Genomic DNA, 16,581 nt, shown 5'->3' on the forward strand with positions numbered 1-16,581 from the left:
AGGTAAGGAGGTTGACCTATGAAAAAACGTCAATTAGGAAACTCAGATTTGTTTGTTACAGAAATGGGCCTTGGCTGTATGTCTCTCGGTACATCTGAAACAGAAGCTATGCATATTATCGATGAAGCGATCGATTTAGGAATTAATTTTTTTGATACAGCAGATTTATATGATTACGGATTAAATGAAGAATTTGTTGGAAAAGCCTTGAAGGGAAGAAGAGACCAAATTGTACTTACAACGAAGGTTGGAAATCGTTGGACAGAAGAAAAAAATGGCTGGTCTTGGGATCCTTCTAAAGCTTACATAAAGACTGAAGTAAAGGAAAGTTTACGTAGACTTCAAACTGATTATATTGACCTTTACCAACTTCATGGCGGAACGATTGAAGATCCAATAGATGAAACAATTGAAGCTTTTGAAGAATTGAAAAAGGAAGGTATTATTCGCCATTACGGTATTTCTTCTATACGCCCAAATGTCGTTCGTGAGTATGCAAAACGCTCAAACATCGTTAGTGTACTAATGGAATATAGCCTTTTAAATCGTCGCCCTGAAGAATGGTTCCCACTTCTGAATGAACACCAAATTAGCGTCATTGCCCGCGGGCCACTTGCAAAAGGAATTTTAACTGACAACAATGCAAGAAAAATAGAAAGAGTAAAGGAAAAGGATTATCTTTCTTATTCTTACGATGAATTACATACAACTCTAGCGAGTGTAAAAGAAACGATTGGAGAACGCTCTTTAACAGGAACAGCTATTCAATATTGCTTACATAATAAGACTGTTGCAGCTGTTATACCTGGTGCAAGCTCGCTTCAACAATTACAGGAAAATATACGAGCTAGCCAACAGTTACCTTTAACGAAAGAAGAATATATACAACTTCAAAAGATTGTTAAATATGACACATATGCTTTGCATCGTTAAAAATATCGAATTACCGATAAATAGAAGACTGTCTCCAGTATCAGGAGACAGTCTTTTTTATAACGTATCATATTTATCAGGATTCGTTCCTACATGTAAATCACGATTCAACGTGTTAATTTGACGTATCTCTTCTTCAGTTAGTGCAAAATCAAAAATAGTAAAGTTTTCTTTAATACGAGATGGTGTAACAGATTTAGGAATTGTAACAATCCCGCTTTGAATATCCCACCTTAATATAACTTGTGCAGGTGTTTTTTCATATTTGTTAGCAATAGCCTGAATGATTGGATGCTGGAATACTTCTCCGCCCCTCATTAACGGACTCCATGCTTCCATTTGAATTTGCTCATCTTGACAATAATTGCGCAACTCAAATTGCGTCAACATCGGATGAAGTTCCACTTGGTTTACCATCGGCTTCACTTTGCAATTTGGTAATAATAGTTCTAAATGATGTTTATGAAAATTAGAAACACCAATCGCGCGCACTTTACCTTCTTCATACAATTTTTCCAAAGCTCGGTACGTATCAACATACTTCCCTCTTACCGGCCAATGTATTAAATATAAATCTACATAGTCCATTTGTAATTTTTTTAAACTCTTTTCAAATGCCTCGAGTGTCTCCTCATATCCTTGATCGTCGTTCCATACTTTTGTTGTAATAAATAGATCTTCTCTTGGAATTCCTGATTCACGTATCGCCTCTCCGACACCGCTTTCATTTTCATATACAGTTGCTGTATCAATCGAACGGTATCCAACTTCTAACGCTGTTTTTACTGCTTGCTTTACTTCGTCTCCTTCTTTCGCTTTATATACGCCTAGACCAATCATCGGCATTTTCACGCCATTATGAAGTGTAGTTGTTGGAATATGCACAGTCGTCTCCCTTTCATTGTTACATTTTTTATAAGCCACAACTTTATTTCAACAAGATTCATCCCAAAAGTCAAAACATACGTACAGTTTACATAACACTTTTATATAGTTAAAAAATAACGTGAATTCATTCATTCACGTTATTTTTTCTCCATTCTTTCGCTTTTTCATCCACATTGCGCACAAACTCATTTTTTCCTTCCGTATATAACGCGCCATCATATGTATACTTTTCGGCTAATTCTTTCTTTAAGGTTGCATATGTCTCTGCTTCTTCACAATGAGCCATCATATAATCACGAAATGCTAAATGCCTTACTATCTCTGGATTTCCTTTTTCAAACACGTGTAAATGATACGAACGTTTTTCTTCAGTTCCATGAATAAAATATCGGCGTCTTGAAATACCATTTTCCCCTTTTACGATGTAACCAAGCTCTATAAATCGTTCATTCCACCCATCTACTCTTTCGATATTTTCTACTTCCATGATCATATCAATAATAGGTTTAGCTGCCAGTCCAGGAACTGACGTACTTCCAATATGATGAATTTTTACCGTTTCTGGCATCGCTGATTTTAATCTTTTAGCCTCCATTTGAAATTTTTCACTCCAATGGTTTTCATGTGGAACAACGACAATTTTTCTCATTCTAACTCCCCTTTTCTTACAAGCTCGTCAAAAAATGATCAGTGGTATTTCACTGATCATTTTTTATTATTTAAAGTCTTTCCAAGTAAGGTTACTTTCACTTAGCAGTTCTTCAAATGATTTATTCTTTTCACGTTCTTTTTGTTCTTGGCGCTTTCTTTCCAGTTCAGCTGCCTCTTTTTCCTCTTCTCTCACTTGCAACTCTTTCTTCTTACTCTTTAATTGTTGCATGAGTGAATCATTTAATTGATCGCCTAATGTAAGTGTTTCTTTCTTTGGTTGATTCACTTGCGATTGTCTTTGCATTTGTCTTTGTTTCTTTTTCTTCATGCTACTCACCTTTTACTTTTTTCTCCATTATAGTAGATACACGATGAAATCGACAATAAAAAAGGGTCTTTACTCTATTATTCACTTTTTGTAAATATGTTAATTTTTCGAAAATACTAAATTTTTGTGTAGCTATAATCCTATGAATCTATTAAAATTATGTCGTATGATGTCAGATTATAAAAAAAGGAGAATTATATTATGTGGAAAAAAATTATTCCTGCCGTTGCTGTTTTAAGCACCATTACTTTTTCAAGCGTATTTGCCGCTCCCCCATCTCAGAATCCAGCTGAACAAAACCGCTACATAGACGTACAAATGCTTGGTATTAATGATTTCCATGGACAACTAGATACTGTTAAAAAAATCAATAATAAAGAAGCTGGTGGCGCTGATTACTTAGCTACTTATTTAAAAGAACGTAAAAAACAAAACCCTAATACACTTCTCGTACATGCTGGTGATATCGTCGGAGCTAGTCCACCAGTTTCAGCATTATTACAAGATGAACCGACAATTGAATTTTTAAATGACTTAAAATTTGATGTTGGTACAATCGGAAACCATGAATTTGATGAAGGTATTGATGAAATGCAACGCCTCATTTACGGTGGATATCATGAAAAAACAGGAAATTTCAAAGGAGCTAACTTCCCCTATGTAGCTGCTAACTTCTACAACAAATCAACTGGCCGCTTATTTTTACCACCGTTTACTGTAAAAATGGTAGATGGTGTTCCTGTAGGATTCATTGGGGTTGTTACAACTGATACACCAAATGTCGTTATGCCTACGATGCTTAACAATGTACAAATTACTGATGAAGTAGAAGCAATTAATAAATCAACACAACAATTAAAACGTCTCGGCGTTAAATCTATCGTCGTTCTTGCTCATGTCGGTGGAACAACCGATGAGTCTGGGGTAACAAATGGCGATCTTACTCGAATTGCAAATGAAACAGACCCAGAAGTTGATGTTATTTTCGGTGGACATAGTCATACGTATGTAAATGGTACAGTAAATAATAAACTAATTGTCCAAGCAAATTCATACGGAACGGCTTTCTCAGACGTGGATGTAACAATTGATCGTAAAACAAAGGATATTGTAAAGAAAAAAGCTGAAGTTGTTACAACGTATCATGAAGGTGTAGAACCTGATAAACAAGTAAAGAAAAAACTAGATCAATATAAAGAAAAAATTGCACCACTTGTAAATGAAGTAGTCGGAAAATCTACAGCACCTATCGACCGTAAACAAAATGATGCTGGTGAGTCCACTCTTGGAAATTTAGTTGCCGATGCTCAGCGTCAAACAATGCAAACTCAAATCGCCCTCATGAATCCTGGTGGCATTCGTAATGACTTAGATGCTGGTGATATTACGTGGGGTGAGTTATACGGCATTCAACCTTTTGGAAATCAATTAATTAAAGTAGATTTAACAGGTCAAGACATTCGCGATATTTTAAATCAGCAATGGCAAAAAGGAACAACAAGAATGCTTCAAATTTCAGGTATTCAATATACGTGGGATGCAAATAAACCAAACGGTGAAAAAGTTACAAATATACGTTTAACAAACGGTGAAGAATTATCTCCATCTAAAATGTATAGCGTAGTTGCAAATGCCTTCTTAGCTTCTGGCGGTGACGGATTCGTATCATTTAAAAATGGTAAAAATGCAGAAACTGGTCCAAACGACTTTGAAGCGTTAGTCGATTACGTAAAACAATTAAAAGAACCAATTCAGCCAGTTATTGATGGAAGAATTCAAAAAGTAAATTAAGTGTTTCTCTAATAATAAATTTCATTTTTCACGCCATAAAGGATTTATACTGATCCTCTATTTTATATGTAATATACATTATAAAAAGGATACTCGTTCTTCCAATGAACATAGTATCCTTTTCTTTAGTTATCAAAATGTGATGTTTTGTCAACTTCATATTGCTGTAAAAATTGGTGCAACGCCTCTTCTACAAGTTTAGATTTTTGAACTCCTTTCGATTCTGATATAAGGTCCAATTGTGATAATATTTCTGTATTAATAGAAAAGGTTCGTCTCTTCTTCTCTGTACTTTTACTCATAATTGGTACAATTACTTCTTCTCTTTTTCTTAATAATTCATAAATGCTTTGTAATTGCTCATAAATTAACAATTGATAATCTGTTTTCTCATATTGAAGGGCGGTCGCTTCTTGGAGTTGTAAGTGACGTGGTTCTTCTCCATCTCCTACAAAAATACGTTTCTTCTGCTCTCCATCATATTCGTATCCAATCAATCTTAATTTCTTCGATAATGTATACGGGCTTATTTCAAGACGTTTTGCTATAATAGCGATGGGTTCACGTCTATTTAAACCATCTATAATTTCTCCAATCGTCACAATTTCCCTCCTCCCGTGTTGAAATGACACTAGTATGGTATGTTACAATGATTTTCTAACAGTATATGCAAAATGAATAGCCTGTGCGATTCATACGATTTCACAAAAGGAGGTTTTCAATATGCTTTTTCGTAGCTACACCCCTCAGTTCTATAATGAAAACAAACAACTCATTCCTAATAGTATCGCTACGATAGAAAGCGTTATGATTAATAATCGAAAACAAACTCTCCTTATGCGTGGACAAAACGTAGAGCAACCTATTTTATTATGCTGTCACGGCGGACCTGGGATGGCACAAATCGGATTTATTCGCCATTTTCAAAAAGAATTAGAGAAGCAATTTATTGTTATTAATTGGGATCAGCGCGGGGCTGGTAAATCCTTTTCACTGAAAGATTTCGGAGCAAATTTCACAATCGAACAATTCGTTTCCGATGCAAAAGAAGTGATTCAATATGTACTTAAAAGGTTCAACAAACAAAAACTATTTCTCGCTGGTCATTCTTGGGGAAGTATTATTGGGCTTAACATAGCACATCAATATCCAAAGTATATCGAGGCTTACATCGGTATTGGGCAAATTGTACATATGAAACAAAATGAAGAATTGCTATATCAACATTTAATTCATTCTGCAAAAAAACATGATCATAAAAAGGCATTAGCTTCCCTTTTAAAATTAGGCAAACCACCATTTTTAGATACGAGACGTCTCATTATTCAAAGAAAGTGGCTTGGCACATTTGGAGGCGCAATCCAAAACGGATCTTCCTTTTCTTTCATACGAAAAGGTTTCTTTTCTCCTGAGTATACGCTATTAGATTGGTTCAAGTTTCTCGCAGGAAATTTAAAATCTGGCGTTTTATGGGAAGAAATGCTGACAATCGATTTCTTTTCTTCTATCTCAAGTTTATCTATTCCAGTTTATTTTTGTTCTGGTCGCTATGATTATCAAACTCCTTATGCACTCGTTCAAGAATATTGCGATATTATTGAAGCGCCTATAAAAAAGATGATTTGGTTCCCAAATTCAGCACATTCTCCTGATTTAGAAGAACCAGAATTATTCGCTAATTCTTTGCAATCAATTAAACAAGAGCTAGCTTTTCAGCATTAGTAACAAAAGGCTCTTTTACATTTCATAGAAAACATTTTATAATAATATGTCGCAAGTATGTATAAACATAGCAAAACATTTCATATTTACTTGTCTTAACAGAATAAATATTTAGGGAGATTACATTTATTATGAACGCTGTACTCGTCGCAGTAGCAATTATGCTATTGCTTAGTTTGTTACGTGTCCAGGTCATTGTCGCCATCATTGTTGGAGCTTTAACAGGCGGAATTATCGGCGGACTCGGTATTTCAGAAACGATTAACACTTTTACAACTGGTCTTGGAAATAGTGCTCCAATCGCTTTAAGTTATGCAATGCTTGGTGGTTTCGCTATTTCCCTTTCCAAAACAGGACTTCCAGATGCTATGATTCAAACTGCATTAAAATGGATTGGCAATGAACAAGACACGAAAAAACAAGTTTATTCTAAAATACTTATTTTATTCATTATTTTAACGATGGCTTGTTTCTCACAAAATTTGATTCCTGTTCACATTGCTTTCATCCCCATCTTAATTCCAGCACTTTTAAAAGTATTAAATGAGCTGAAAGTGGATCGCAGACTTGTCACATGTATTATTACATTTGGATTGATTACTCCTTATATGTGGATCCCTGCAGGATTCGGAAAAATTTATCATGACGTATTACAAACCAACGCTGCGCAAAGCGGCCTTACATTTGATGTCACACTTATTCCAAAAGCAATGACTATTCCAGCAATTGGTATGATTATTGGATTATGTGTAGCGGTATTCATTACGTACCGAAAACCTCGTACGTATGAAACAGAACAAATTCATACTACCGAAAATGAAATCGTTCCCTATACAAAACGTAGCATTACTTTCGGGTTATTATCTATTATTGCTACATTAACTGTTCAATTAACAACCGAATCAATGATTTTCGGTGCTTTAGCAGGTATTATCGTCTTATCAGTTAGTGGTAGTCTACCACTTAAAGAAGCAGATGCGATATTAACAAGCGGAATGCGTATGATGTCCTTCATTGGCTTTGTTATGATTGCTGCCGCTGGATTCGGCGCTGTTCTTCGAAAAACAGGACATGTTGAATCTCTGGTGCAAACGAGTGCACATATAATCGGAAATAACAAACCACTCGCTGCATTTCTTATGCTCGTTATTGGACTTCTCGTTACGATGGGAATTGGTTCATCCTTTTCAACCATCCCTATCTTAACAACCATTTTTGTACCTCTTTGCATTCAGCTTGGATTTAGTCCAATGGCCACAATTGCAATTATCGGTACAGCCGGAGCACTAGGTGACGCAGGATCTCCAGCATCGGATAGTACCCTTGGACCAACATCCGGTTTAAATGCTGATGGTCAGCACCATCATATATGGGATACATGTGTACCCACTTTTCTACATTACAATATACCGTTACTTATATTTGGCTTTATTGCCGCAATTACATTATAAAAAGGTGCGTATAAAACGCACCTTTTACTTTTTTATTTTTCCTTTTAATTGTTGAAAAGCTACTTTTCCGTTATCTTTGACATAGCTTTCAATTGTCGGTAGTGATGAACCTATCCATTCACACTCTATACTCCCGTTCGGTCCAACAATTTTTAATTTATCTGGTATATGTATATTTAGAAATCTCGCTGACCGAATTAACTCAATAGCAATCTGATCACTTGAGGCTACAATTCCATCTACATACGGATTGTTTTGCAATAATGTAATAAATTGTTTATTTGTATACCCTTGTACACATTCTTCTCGATAAGAGATTCCTTCATCCCAAACAGCGTCTAAAAACCCTGCTATATGATCTTCCATTTCTTCACTTTCTTCTCCCTCACCGAAATATGCAAGAAAGTGACACCCTTTCTCTTTTAATAAAGAAACAGCTCTCTGTCCACTTTCATAATAATTTCCATGTGATTGTTGCTCATCGATCACAACAAACGGAAATGGAATTTTTCCTACACTTTTAAAAACTGCTCTTGTCAAAATAACACCTGCAATGTTATTTTGCTTCAGCATATGTATGTATCTATCTTTATTCTCTATATTACAAATAATGATTTGATAACCTTCTTTATATGCTATTTCCTCAATACAATGTAGCAAAGTGATGTTTGATTGGTTACATAAATTATCTACAAGTAATGCAATTATCGTTGAATTCTCTTTAAATAGTGGCTTCGCTGCACTGTTTGGCCTATAACGTAATTCTTCAATTGCTTCCTTTACTTGTTTTACTGTGTCCTCATGAACGTATCCTTTTTCATTAATAACTCGTGAAACGGTTGCGACTGAAACACCTGCCAATTTTGCAACATCACGTATAGTTGCCACATCGTCACCCCTTAATATGGTAATAGATTACAAATTTACGGTAACCTAAATTACACTATCCGTCAAGATTAATAACTCACATTTCTGAAAATTGTTACATCATTTCACTAAACGATACTCCAACTGAATTTCATGTAAAATTGGGATATTATCATATCCAATACGTGGAATTTCTTTCTTTATTTTTCGTGCCTCCTCTACCGCATTCACATATAAATTAGTCATTACAAAATTACGTTTTTGGTAAAATCGTAACGCATTCATATTATCATTTGTTGTAATAAGCCAAACCTGTCTGCACCGTTCTTCTTCTGCAACTTGTAATACACAATCCACAAGTTTCGTCCCTATTCCTTTTCTTTCTTCAAAGCTATCTAGCGATACAATTTCGCACATATTCCCGATCACTTCATACGTTATAATTCCGATTATTCTGTCATCTAAGAGCGCAACAAATCCTGGCAACTCTTCTAACTGATGTCCCTTACCACGTGAAACCATCAATGAACTTCCCCAGTTCTCACACATGAACATTCGGATTGTTTCTTTCATCGCTGGCGTAATTTTTTGTATATGCAGCATTTCCTATTTCTCCCCTTTTATATCATTGTGATACAATATAAGTGTATCACATGTAACGGTATTTGGAGGATGAGGTAAAGTATGAAACGTTTTTTTGCAGCATTGTTTACTATACTAGGTGCAATAACTGCCCTTGGGATTTTCTTTACAAATAAAGTGATGTACTTAAAGAAAAAAACAGAGGAAGAAGTACTCGAAAGAGAAACGAAAAAACATTTTCGTATAGAGGATTTTGATGCTCTTCATAAAGAAGAAATTCATATCCCTTCACAATTCGGATACGACCTTCACGGATATTACATTCCTGCTGGTCATTCCACCAATAAGTTTATGGTTTTTTGCCACGGTGTAACTGTAAATAAAATAAACTCTGTAAAATATGCAAACTTATTCTTAAAAAGGGGATATAACGTCCTCATTTACGATCATCGTCGTCATGGTAAAACTGGCGGAAAAACAACAAGCTATGGATACTATGAAAAACATGATTTAAAATCCGTAGTTGACTGGCTAAAAAACCGTTTTGGCACCAATATTACACTTGGTATTCATGGTGAATCTATGGGAGCTGCAACACTTCTTCAATACGCAGGACTTGTAGAAGATGGTGCTGATTTCTATATTGCAGATTGTCCTTTCTCTGATTTTCGCGGACAATTACAGCACCGTTTAAAGGTTGAATTCCATTTACCAAAATGGCCTTTATTACCTTTAGCAAACGCATTTTTGAAAGTTCGTGACGGTTATACAATTCGTGAAGTTTCACCAATCGACTGTATAAAAAACATTAACAATCCCGTTCTCTTTATTCATAGTAAAGATGACGACTATATTTTAGCTGATATGACAAAAGCGTTATATGAAGCGAAAGAAAATAATAAGCAGCTTTATATTGCAGAACACGGTGCACACGCTTGCTCTTATAACGAAAATAAAGAAGAGTACGAAGCAGCCGTCGATCAATTTTTAAACACATATGTGAAAGAAACAAAAAACAGGCTTGCATAAGCCTGTTTTTTATTGCGCTAAAACGTCTGTAACTTGTTCCATATTTTCAGAAATCCATTGCATTGCATCATCTAACGTTGGGAATTCTGTCGTTTGAAATGTTACTTCATCTTGCAGTAGCCAAACATCCTTTGCCTCTTGCCCTACACCTGCAATGGACCAATGTAACAAACTATATGGATGATTATCATTCAAAAATGATGCCCACGTGCGCTCATTTGCAATGTTTCGTAATGTATGTAATTGTTTATCCATCTCTCGTCACCTTACTCTAGTCAGTTATGAAAACTATTATAACACTCTCTTCTTTCTCAAACAAAGTGCTCTTTTTTCTCCGCTATTTGCGGGCAGTAAAACTCCCACCTCAAAATTCGGCTGAAACAAAGCAGTTAGGTGGGAGTTTTACTGCCCCTAAAAGCCCGATTGGTTCAACTAATAATTAGTGGGGGATACCTCCCCCACTAATTAAAGTTTCACTTTATATTGCCAAGCACTTCCCTTGATTATATGATGAAATTAAGCGTTTGGGAAGGAGGGATAACGTTGGCAAAAGTACAAATTAAAGTAAATGATAATGGCTCTTTTCGCGTTACAGGGGACGTGGAATTAGTCGACTCACAAGGGAATGCATTCCCAGCAAAACCGGCATTTTCTTTATGCCGTTGTGGTTTATCAAAAAATATGCCTTATTGCGACGCTTCGCATAAAGGTAAATTCGAGTCTGTTGTTAGAGCACCAGAGGCAGAATAATTTTACATGTGACATGCACATTTTTTTGTGCATGTTTTTTCTTTTTAGCAACTCCGTTATATCCCTTCTCTTTACAACATTTCTAATACTTTTATTTCCATTCCAGCCTGCATATATTTTCACACAATTCTTCACATTCGAATATTTTTTACTAGCCTTTTATTTTTTTTGTGCTATAATTTGAGCAAACAGCATCCTTCGGGGTCGGGTGAAATTCCCAACCGGCGGTGATGAAGTGAAAACTTCTAAGTCCGTGACCCGTTTTCAACTCGAAAACGGTGGATCTAGTGAAACTCTAGGGCCGACAGTATAGTCTGGATGGGAGAAGGATATGTTTCTAGTTTTTTATATAGTGAATACACTTTTATTTCAGTATGCATATTTTTAAAGATTCATTTTGATTCTTTATATATGTTTAATTTTCTATACTTATTTTTTATACTGAAATAAAAAGAGACAACTAGCGTTTAAAAATTCGATATTTTGCTAGGTTTTTTCCTTATGCAGAAATATCAATTATCGTTAGGTTTCTTTCCTATGCTTTCGTATTCAAACTATATTTCTAGAAATCACGTCTCCCAAACCCCAAGGATATTAAATCCTTGGGGTTTTTTGATTTTTTTAGGAGAGGTGAAGAAAATGACAGATCAAGAATATATGAGGATTGCCCTGCTGTTAGCAGAAGGAACATCAGGACAAACAAGTCCAAATCCTATGGTTGGTGCTGTTGTTGTAAAAGATGGAAACATCGTTGGTATGGGGGCTCATTTACGAGCTGGTGAAGAACACGCAGAAGTTCATGCCCTTCAAATGGCTGGTCAGAACGCCAAAGACGCTACCGTTTATGTAACACTGGAACCGTGTAGCCACTTTGGAAAAACACCACCTTGTTGTGAATTGCTCATCGAAAAAGGAGTTAAGCGTGTTGTAATTGCTACTCTCGATTGTAATCCGCTCGTTTCTGGTAACGGAAAAAGAAGATTAGAGGAAGCTAGAATTGAAGTAACTACCGGTGTTCTTGAAGCAGAAGCAGTTTTATTAAATCGCTACTTTTTTCACTACATGAAAACGAAACGCCCTTTTGTAACAATCAAAACAGCAATGAGCTTAGATGGAAAAACAGCAACTGTAACTGGTGAAAGTAAGTGGATTACAGGTGAAGAAGCACGTGCTGATGTTCACCAATATCGCCATACACATGATGCAATTCTTGTTGGAGTGAATACAGTTATAGCTGATAATCCTCATTTAACAACAAGAATTCCAAATGGTGGGAAACATCCTATTCGCGTTGTTTTAGATACCCATTTACGAACGCCACCATCTTCTCATGTTATAACAGATGGTTTAGCACCGACATGGATTATTGTCGGTAAGGATGTAAAGAAAGAGAAGATATCTTCTTATGAATCTAAAAATATAGCTATATTCCAAATGGAAACGAAGCATATAGAAATCGAGGACCTTCTTTCCTTTCTTGGAGAAAAACAAATTCTTTCTCTATTCGTTGAAGGTGGCCAATCGATTCATGCAAGTTTCTTAAAAACAAACAATTTTAATGAAATTGTAACCTATATAAGTCCGAAATTAATTGGTGGGAAAGATGCTCCTACTTTATTTGGAGGAAATGGTTTTTCAAAATTACAAGATGCGCTTTCCTTGAAAATTCAAGAGATGAAACAAATTGGTGATGATATAAAAATCGTTGCGAATGCCCGAAACGAGGTGACGAAATGTTTACAGGAATTGTAGAAGAATTAGGAACGATAGCAAACATGCAACAAAGCGGAGAAGCGATGAAATTAACGATTCATGCAAACAAAATTTTATCAGATGTTCACTTAGGTGATAGTATCGCTGTTAACGGCATTTGCTTAACTGTAACAAGCTTTACAACTACTTCATTTACAGTTGATGCAATGCCTGAAACGATGCAGTCGACATCACTTCGCATGCTTAAACCGCACTCTAAAGTAAATTTAGAGCGAGCAATGGCTGCAAATGGACGATTCGGTGGACATTTCGTTTCAGGACATATTGATGGCATCGGAACGATTTTAAATAAAAAACAACATTACAATGCCGTCTATTACAAAATAGCAATTTCTGATGAACTGCTGCGCTATTGTTTGCAGAAAGGGTCCATTGCTGTTGATGGAACGAGTTTAACGATATTTGCTATAGACGAATCTTCCATAACGATTTCACTCATCCCGCACACAGTAAGCGAGTCTGTCATTGGAGAAAAAAATGCCGGAGATATCGTAAACATTGAGTGTGACATGATTGGTAAATATATCGAACGCTTTATTACTAAACCTACAAAACGAGTAGGTTCAATGACTGAAAGCTTTTTACAAGAAAACGGATTTCTATAAGGGGGAAGCACAATGTTTCATCGTATTGAAGAAGCTCTAGAAGATTTAAAACAAGGTAAAGTCGTTATCGTATGTGATGATGAAAACCGAGAAAATGAAGGCGATTTTATTGCTTTAGCAGAGTACATTACACCAGAAACAATTAATTTTATGATTACACATGGCCGTGGTCTCGTTTGTGTACCGATTACAGCAGGGTACGCAGAACGTCTACAATTAGAACCAATGGTATCTCATAATACAGATTCACATCATACTGCGTTTACAGTGAGCATTGACCATGTTTCTACAACAACAGGGATTAGCGCTCACGAACGTGCAACTACGATACAAGAATTGTTAAACCCCGCATCAAAAGGCGCTGATTTCAATCGACCTGGACATATCTTTCCATTAATTGCGAAAGAAGGCGGTGTCCTGCGTCGTGCAGGTCATACAGAAGCTGCTGTTGATTTAGCAAAGCTATGCGGTGCCGAACCAGCTGGAGTTATTTGCGAAATTATAAATGAGGACGGCACGATGGCACGTGTACCTGATTTAATAGAATGTGCAAAACAATTTGATATAAAAATGATTACAATAGAAGATTTAATTGCTTATCGCCGCCATCATGAAACACTTGTGACGAGAGAAGTGGAAATTACATTACCTACAGATTTCGGTACTTTCCACGCAATTGGCTATTCTAACTCATTAGATACGAAAGAACATATCGCACTTGTAAAAGGTGATATTTCAACAGGTGAACCGGTACTTGTACGTGTTCATTCTGAATGCTTAACAGGAGATGTATTCGGTTCACATCGCTGCGATTGCGGACCACAACTCCATGCAGCACTTGCTCAAATTGAGCGTGAAGGAAAAGGTGTTCTTCTTTATATGAGACAAGAAGGAAGAGGCATTGGGCTTCTTAATAAGCTTCGCGCTTATAAATTACAAGAAGAAGGATTCGATACTGTAGAAGCAAATGAAAAACTCGGCTTCCCTGCTGATCTTCGTGATTACGGTATCGGTGCTCAAATATTAAAAGATTTAGGTTTACAAAGCTTACGATTATTAACGAATAACCCAAGAAAAATTGCTGGCTTACAAGGTTACGATTTAGAAGTAGTCGAGCGTGTACCGTTGCAAATGCCGGCAAAAGAAGAAAATAAATCGTATTTACAAACGAAAGTAAATAAATTAGGACACTTACTAAACTTATAATTAAAGGAGAGATTTATTATGGTATTCGAAGGTCATTTAGTTGGTACAGGATTAAAAGTTGGAGTTGTTGTTGGACGTTTTAACGAATTTATTACAAGTAAGTTACTTGGCGGCGCTTTAGACGGATTAAAGCGTCACGGTGTAGAAGAAAATGATATTGATGTTGCTTGGGTTCCTGGTGCATTTGAAATTCCTTTAATCGCTAAAAAGATGGCTAGTAGCGGAAAGTATGATGCTGTTATTACACTAGGTACTGTAATCCGAGGTGCTACAACTCACTACGATTACGTTTGTAATGAAGTAGCAAAAGGTGTTGCGTCTTTATCACTACAAATGGACATCCCAGTTATTTTCGGCGTATTAACGACAGAAACAATTGAACAAGCGATTGAACGCGCAGGTACGAAAGCTGGTAATAAAGGATATGAATCAGCTGTTGCTGCAATTGAAATGGCTCACTTATCAAAACAATGGGCATAAAAAAAGAGGCTGCGGCCTCTTTTTATTTTTTCACCTTTTTTTGTACATCTTTTATTAATTCATTCATCGTTTTTCCTTCTGTTTTTATATGAAGAGCTTGTGCTGTTCTCCATACATTCTCTCTTTTTTTCGCTTCTTCTATAATAGTAATTTCTTTTCTAACTTCCTTTAAATCTTTTCCTTCCGTTTTCAATCCAAAATGTTCAGCTTTCGTTCGAAAGTGTTGTTCGATTCTTTGTTGCATCTCTTTTTGTTCAGGATTTTCAGCAGCCTTAACTGGATCAGAACTTATTGCTTTTATTAAAATTAAACAAGTCATAATCGCTAATATGTATTTGTACATGTAAAATCCTCCAACCCAATATAAATTACATATTTACTATGTACAACTAGGGCTTGGAAAATTCGTCCACAAAAATTCTTTTTTTCGCTCAAAAACCAATAATATCAAGCGTTCACAACTATTTATTACATTTTATTTACAAAAAAAGCAAACCCTTTTACAAGTTTGCTTTTTCATCTATCTTATAATGCACATTCTTCAATCTCAAATCCTAAATCTGCAATCATACCCCAGTCCGCAGTCGGCTCTTGCCCAGCTGTCGTTAAGTAGTCCCCGACAAAAATAGAATTTGCTGCAAATAAACCGATTGGCTGTACAGAACGTAAATTGATTTCACGTCCTCCTGAAATACGAATTTCTTTTGTTGGGTTTACAAAACGCATCATTGCAAGTACTTTTAAACATTCTACTGGCGTTAACTCTTTTTGCCCTTCAAGAGGTGTCCCCTTTACAGCAACAAGGAAATTACAAGGGATAGAATCTGCATCTATACGTTGTAATTCAAATGCAATTTCAGCACGCTCTTCAATTGTTTCTCCCATGCCAAAAATTGCTCCAGAGCATGGTGAAATACCAGCTTGTTTTGCTTTTTGAACTGTATCAACACGATCATCATACGTATGAGTTGAACAAATACTATCGTAATTATTTGCATGTGTATTTAAGTTGTGATTATAACGGTGCACGCCTGCTTCCGCTAAACGTCCTGCTTGATCTTCATTTAAGAAACCTAAACAACAACAAATCTTCAAGTCTGTCGTTTCACGAATTTCCTTAACTGCTCCAATTACGTGATTTACCTCTTTATCCGTCGGACGACGACCAGACGCTACAATACAATATGTACCTGCTTTACGGCGTATTGCTTCATGTGCCCCTTCTACAATCTTCTCCTGCGTTAACCATGCATATTTATCAATCGGTGCTTCTGAAATAATAGACTGTGAGCAATATCCACAATCTTCAGGACATAATCCAGATTTCGTATTAATAATCATATTCAATTTTACTTTCTTACCAAAGTGATGATGGCGAATAATGTAAGCTGCATTCATAATTTCTAAAACTTCTGTATCATCAGCTTCTAATATCGCTATTGCATCTTCTTTCGTAATCATTTTCTCTTCCACTACGTCGTATGCAAGTTTTTTCCAATCCCTTTTTGTTTGTACTTGTTTCATT

19 protein-coding genes and 1 riboswitch are annotated in these 16,581 nt (G+C 36.0%); of the genes, 10 read left to right on the plus strand and 9 right to left on the minus strand.

The annotated features are described in order from the left end of the window. The first annotated feature begins 18 nt into the window (after nt 1–18). Nucleotides 19–933, plus strand: coding sequence for an aldo/keto reductase (locus tag HMPREF2590_RS06345; protein WP_000747213.1), 915 nt, complete (start codon nt 19–21; stop codon nt 931–933). Between the two features lie 57 nt (nt 934–990). Here the strand turns inward: HMPREF2590_RS06345 and HMPREF2590_RS06350 are convergent, their stop codons facing one another. From HMPREF2590_RS06350 to HMPREF2590_RS06360, 3 genes are all read right to left on the minus strand, one after another. After that, on the minus strand, nt 991–1,818 hold the full coding sequence (locus HMPREF2590_RS06350; protein ID WP_000547994.1) for an aldo/keto reductase: 828 nt from the start codon (nt 1,816–1,818) through the stop codon (nt 991–993). A gap of 127 nt (nt 1,819–1,945) precedes the next feature. After that, the gene (locus tag HMPREF2590_RS06355; RefSeq protein WP_001227188.1) at nt 1,946–2,470 is read right to left on the minus strand and encodes a GrpB family protein; all 525 of its coding nucleotides are present in this window, start codon (nt 2,468–2,470) and stop codon (nt 1,946–1,948) included. Between the two features lie 66 nt (nt 2,471–2,536). After that, nucleotides 2,537–2,800: a YqkE family protein gene (locus HMPREF2590_RS06360; protein ID WP_000727561.1), complete on the minus strand. Its 264-nt coding sequence runs from the start codon at nt 2,798–2,800 to the stop codon at nt 2,537–2,539. Nucleotides 2,801–3,001: 201 nt separating this feature from the next. Between HMPREF2590_RS06360 and HMPREF2590_RS06365 the strand changes: the two genes are divergently transcribed. Then, nucleotides 3,002–4,591, plus strand: coding sequence for a bifunctional metallophosphatase/5'-nucleotidase (locus HMPREF2590_RS06365; protein ID WP_000265548.1), 1,590 nt, complete (start codon nt 3,002–3,004; stop codon nt 4,589–4,591). Nucleotides 4,592–4,716: 125 nt separating this feature from the next. Here the strand turns inward: HMPREF2590_RS06365 and HMPREF2590_RS06370 are convergent, their stop codons facing one another. Beyond that, entirely contained in the window at nt 4,717–5,193 is a 477-nt protein-coding gene (locus tag HMPREF2590_RS06370; RefSeq protein WP_000151927.1) for a ribbon-helix-helix domain-containing protein, read from the minus strand. Nucleotides 5,194–5,314: 121 nt separating this feature from the next. Here HMPREF2590_RS06370 and HMPREF2590_RS06375 point away from each other — a divergent pair, with 121 nt between their 5' ends. Both HMPREF2590_RS06375 and HMPREF2590_RS06380 read left to right on the plus strand, forming a co-directional pair. Continuing rightward, the gene (locus tag HMPREF2590_RS06375; protein WP_000898966.1) at nt 5,315–6,313 is read left to right on the plus strand and encodes an alpha/beta fold hydrolase; all 999 of its coding nucleotides are present in this window, start codon (nt 5,315–5,317) and stop codon (nt 6,311–6,313) included. A gap of 131 nt (nt 6,314–6,444) precedes the next feature. After that, nucleotides 6,445–7,764, plus strand: coding sequence for a Na+/H+ antiporter family protein (locus HMPREF2590_RS06380; protein WP_000994808.1), 1,320 nt, complete (start codon nt 6,445–6,447; stop codon nt 7,762–7,764). Nucleotides 7,765–7,788: 24 nt separating this feature from the next. On the opposite strand, the gene HMPREF2590_RS06385 is transcribed toward HMPREF2590_RS06380, so the two are convergent. Further along, the gene (locus tag HMPREF2590_RS06385) at nt 7,789–8,652 is read right to left on the minus strand and encodes a LacI family DNA-binding transcriptional regulator (RefSeq protein ID WP_000201351.1); all 864 of its coding nucleotides are present in this window, start codon (nt 8,650–8,652) and stop codon (nt 7,789–7,791) included. Between the two features lie 99 nt (nt 8,653–8,751). After that, nucleotides 8,752–9,234 (minus strand): GNAT family N-acetyltransferase, encoded by a 483-nt coding sequence (locus HMPREF2590_RS06390; RefSeq protein ID WP_000902432.1) that lies wholly within the window; start codon nt 9,232–9,234, stop codon nt 8,752–8,754. An 81-nt stretch (nt 9,235–9,315) separates the two neighbouring features. On the opposite strand from HMPREF2590_RS06390, the gene HMPREF2590_RS06395 reads away from it, so the two are divergent. Continuing rightward, the gene (locus HMPREF2590_RS06395; RefSeq protein WP_003317744.1) at nt 9,316–10,242 is read left to right on the plus strand and encodes an alpha/beta hydrolase; all 927 of its coding nucleotides are present in this window, start codon (nt 9,316–9,318) and stop codon (nt 10,240–10,242) included. Between the two features lie 9 nt (nt 10,243–10,251). On the opposite strand, the gene HMPREF2590_RS06400 is transcribed toward HMPREF2590_RS06395, so the two are convergent. After that, complete coding sequence (locus HMPREF2590_RS06400; RefSeq protein WP_000360793.1) at nt 10,252–10,497, minus strand: DUF2552 family protein; 246 nt, start codon at nt 10,495–10,497, stop codon at nt 10,252–10,254. Nucleotides 10,498–10,785: 288 nt separating this feature from the next. Here HMPREF2590_RS06400 and HMPREF2590_RS06405 point away from each other — a divergent pair, with 288 nt between their 5' ends. From HMPREF2590_RS06405 to ribH, 5 genes are all read left to right on the plus strand, one after another. Then, complete coding sequence (locus tag HMPREF2590_RS06405; RefSeq protein WP_001151579.1) at nt 10,786–10,992, plus strand: CDGSH iron-sulfur domain-containing protein; 207 nt, start codon at nt 10,786–10,788, stop codon at nt 10,990–10,992. A 190-nt stretch (nt 10,993–11,182) separates the two neighbouring features. Continuing rightward, nucleotides 11,183–11,326, plus strand: a riboswitch (FMN riboswitch). A gap of 305 nt (nt 11,327–11,631) precedes the next feature. Further along, nucleotides 11,632–12,744, plus strand: coding sequence for a bifunctional diaminohydroxyphosphoribosylaminopyrimidine deaminase/5-amino-6-(5-phosphoribosylamino)uracil reductase RibD (gene ribD / locus HMPREF2590_RS06410; protein ID WP_000131955.1), 1,113 nt, complete (start codon nt 11,632–11,634; stop codon nt 12,742–12,744). Beyond that, nucleotides 12,726–13,370 (plus strand): riboflavin synthase subunit alpha, encoded by a 645-nt coding sequence (gene ribE, locus HMPREF2590_RS06415; protein ID WP_003317731.1) that lies wholly within the window; start codon nt 12,726–12,728, stop codon nt 13,368–13,370. The genes ribD and ribE overlap by 19 nt, the downstream gene beginning before the upstream one ends. Before the next feature lie 12 nt (nt 13,371–13,382). Next, complete coding sequence (ribBA, locus tag HMPREF2590_RS06420; RefSeq protein WP_000468983.1) at nt 13,383–14,576, plus strand: bifunctional 3,4-dihydroxy-2-butanone 4-phosphate synthase/GTP cyclohydrolase II; 1,194 nt, start codon at nt 13,383–13,385, stop codon at nt 14,574–14,576. 18 nt (nt 14,577–14,594) lie between these two features. Then, nucleotides 14,595–15,056 (plus strand): 6,7-dimethyl-8-ribityllumazine synthase, encoded by a 462-nt coding sequence (ribH, locus tag HMPREF2590_RS06425; protein ID WP_000230895.1) that lies wholly within the window; start codon nt 14,595–14,597, stop codon nt 15,054–15,056. 22 nt (nt 15,057–15,078) lie between these two features. On the opposite strand, the gene HMPREF2590_RS06430 is transcribed toward ribH, so the two are convergent. Then, the gene (locus HMPREF2590_RS06430; protein WP_000280032.1) at nt 15,079–15,399 is read right to left on the minus strand and encodes a hypothetical protein; all 321 of its coding nucleotides are present in this window, start codon (nt 15,397–15,399) and stop codon (nt 15,079–15,081) included. Between the two features lie 182 nt (nt 15,400–15,581). Beyond that, the gene (gene bioB, locus HMPREF2590_RS06435) at nt 15,582–16,580 is read right to left on the minus strand and encodes a biotin synthase (protein WP_000815856.1); all 999 of its coding nucleotides are present in this window, start codon (nt 16,578–16,580) and stop codon (nt 15,582–15,584) included. Nucleotide 16,581 lies beyond the last annotated feature (1 nt).

It is taken from the genome of Bacillus sp. HMSC036E02 (assembly GCF_001836235.1).
GTDB lineage: Bacteria > Bacillota > Bacilli > Bacillales > Bacillaceae_G > Bacillus_A > Bacillus_A cereus.

Coding starts and splice junctions, on each gene's coding strand:
- HMPREF2590_RS06395 (WP_003317744.1), top strand. CDS start 9,316: ATGAAACGTTTTTTTGCAGCATTGTTTACTATACTAGGTGCAATAACT.
- ribE (WP_003317731.1), top strand. CDS start 12,726: ATGTTTACAGGAATTGTAGAAGAATTAGGAACGATAGCAAACATGCAA.
- HMPREF2590_RS06400 (WP_000360793.1), bottom strand. CDS start 10,497: ATGGATAAACAATTACATACATTACGAAACATTGCAAATGAGCGCACG.
- HMPREF2590_RS06390 (WP_000902432.1), bottom strand. CDS start 9,234: ATGCTGCATATACAAAAAATTACGCCAGCGATGAAAGAAACAATCCGA.
- ribBA (WP_000468983.1), top strand. CDS start 13,383: ATGTTTCATCGTATTGAAGAAGCTCTAGAAGATTTAAAACAAGGTAAA.
- HMPREF2590_RS06430 (WP_000280032.1), bottom strand. CDS start 15,399: ATGTACAAATACATATTAGCGATTATGACTTGTTTAATTTTAATAAAA.
- HMPREF2590_RS06355 (WP_001227188.1), bottom strand. CDS start 2,470: ATGAGAAAAATTGTCGTTGTTCCACATGAAAACCATTGGAGTGAAAAA.
- HMPREF2590_RS06380 (WP_000994808.1), top strand. CDS start 6,445: ATGAACGCTGTACTCGTCGCAGTAGCAATTATGCTATTGCTTAGTTTG.
- HMPREF2590_RS06365 (WP_000265548.1), top strand. CDS start 3,002: ATGTGGAAAAAAATTATTCCTGCCGTTGCTGTTTTAAGCACCATTACT.
- bioB (WP_000815856.1), bottom strand. CDS start 16,580: ATGAAACAAGTACAAACAAAAAGGGATTGGAAAAAACTTGCATACGAC.
- HMPREF2590_RS06345 (WP_000747213.1), top strand. CDS start 19: ATGAAAAAACGTCAATTAGGAAACTCAGATTTGTTTGTTACAGAAATG.
- ribD (WP_000131955.1), top strand. CDS start 11,632: ATGACAGATCAAGAATATATGAGGATTGCCCTGCTGTTAGCAGAAGGA.
- ribH (WP_000230895.1), top strand. CDS start 14,595: ATGGTATTCGAAGGTCATTTAGTTGGTACAGGATTAAAAGTTGGAGTT.
- HMPREF2590_RS06375 (WP_000898966.1), top strand. CDS start 5,315: ATGCTTTTTCGTAGCTACACCCCTCAGTTCTATAATGAAAACAAACAA.
- HMPREF2590_RS06360 (WP_000727561.1), bottom strand. CDS start 2,800: ATGAAGAAAAAGAAACAAAGACAAATGCAAAGACAATCGCAAGTGAAT.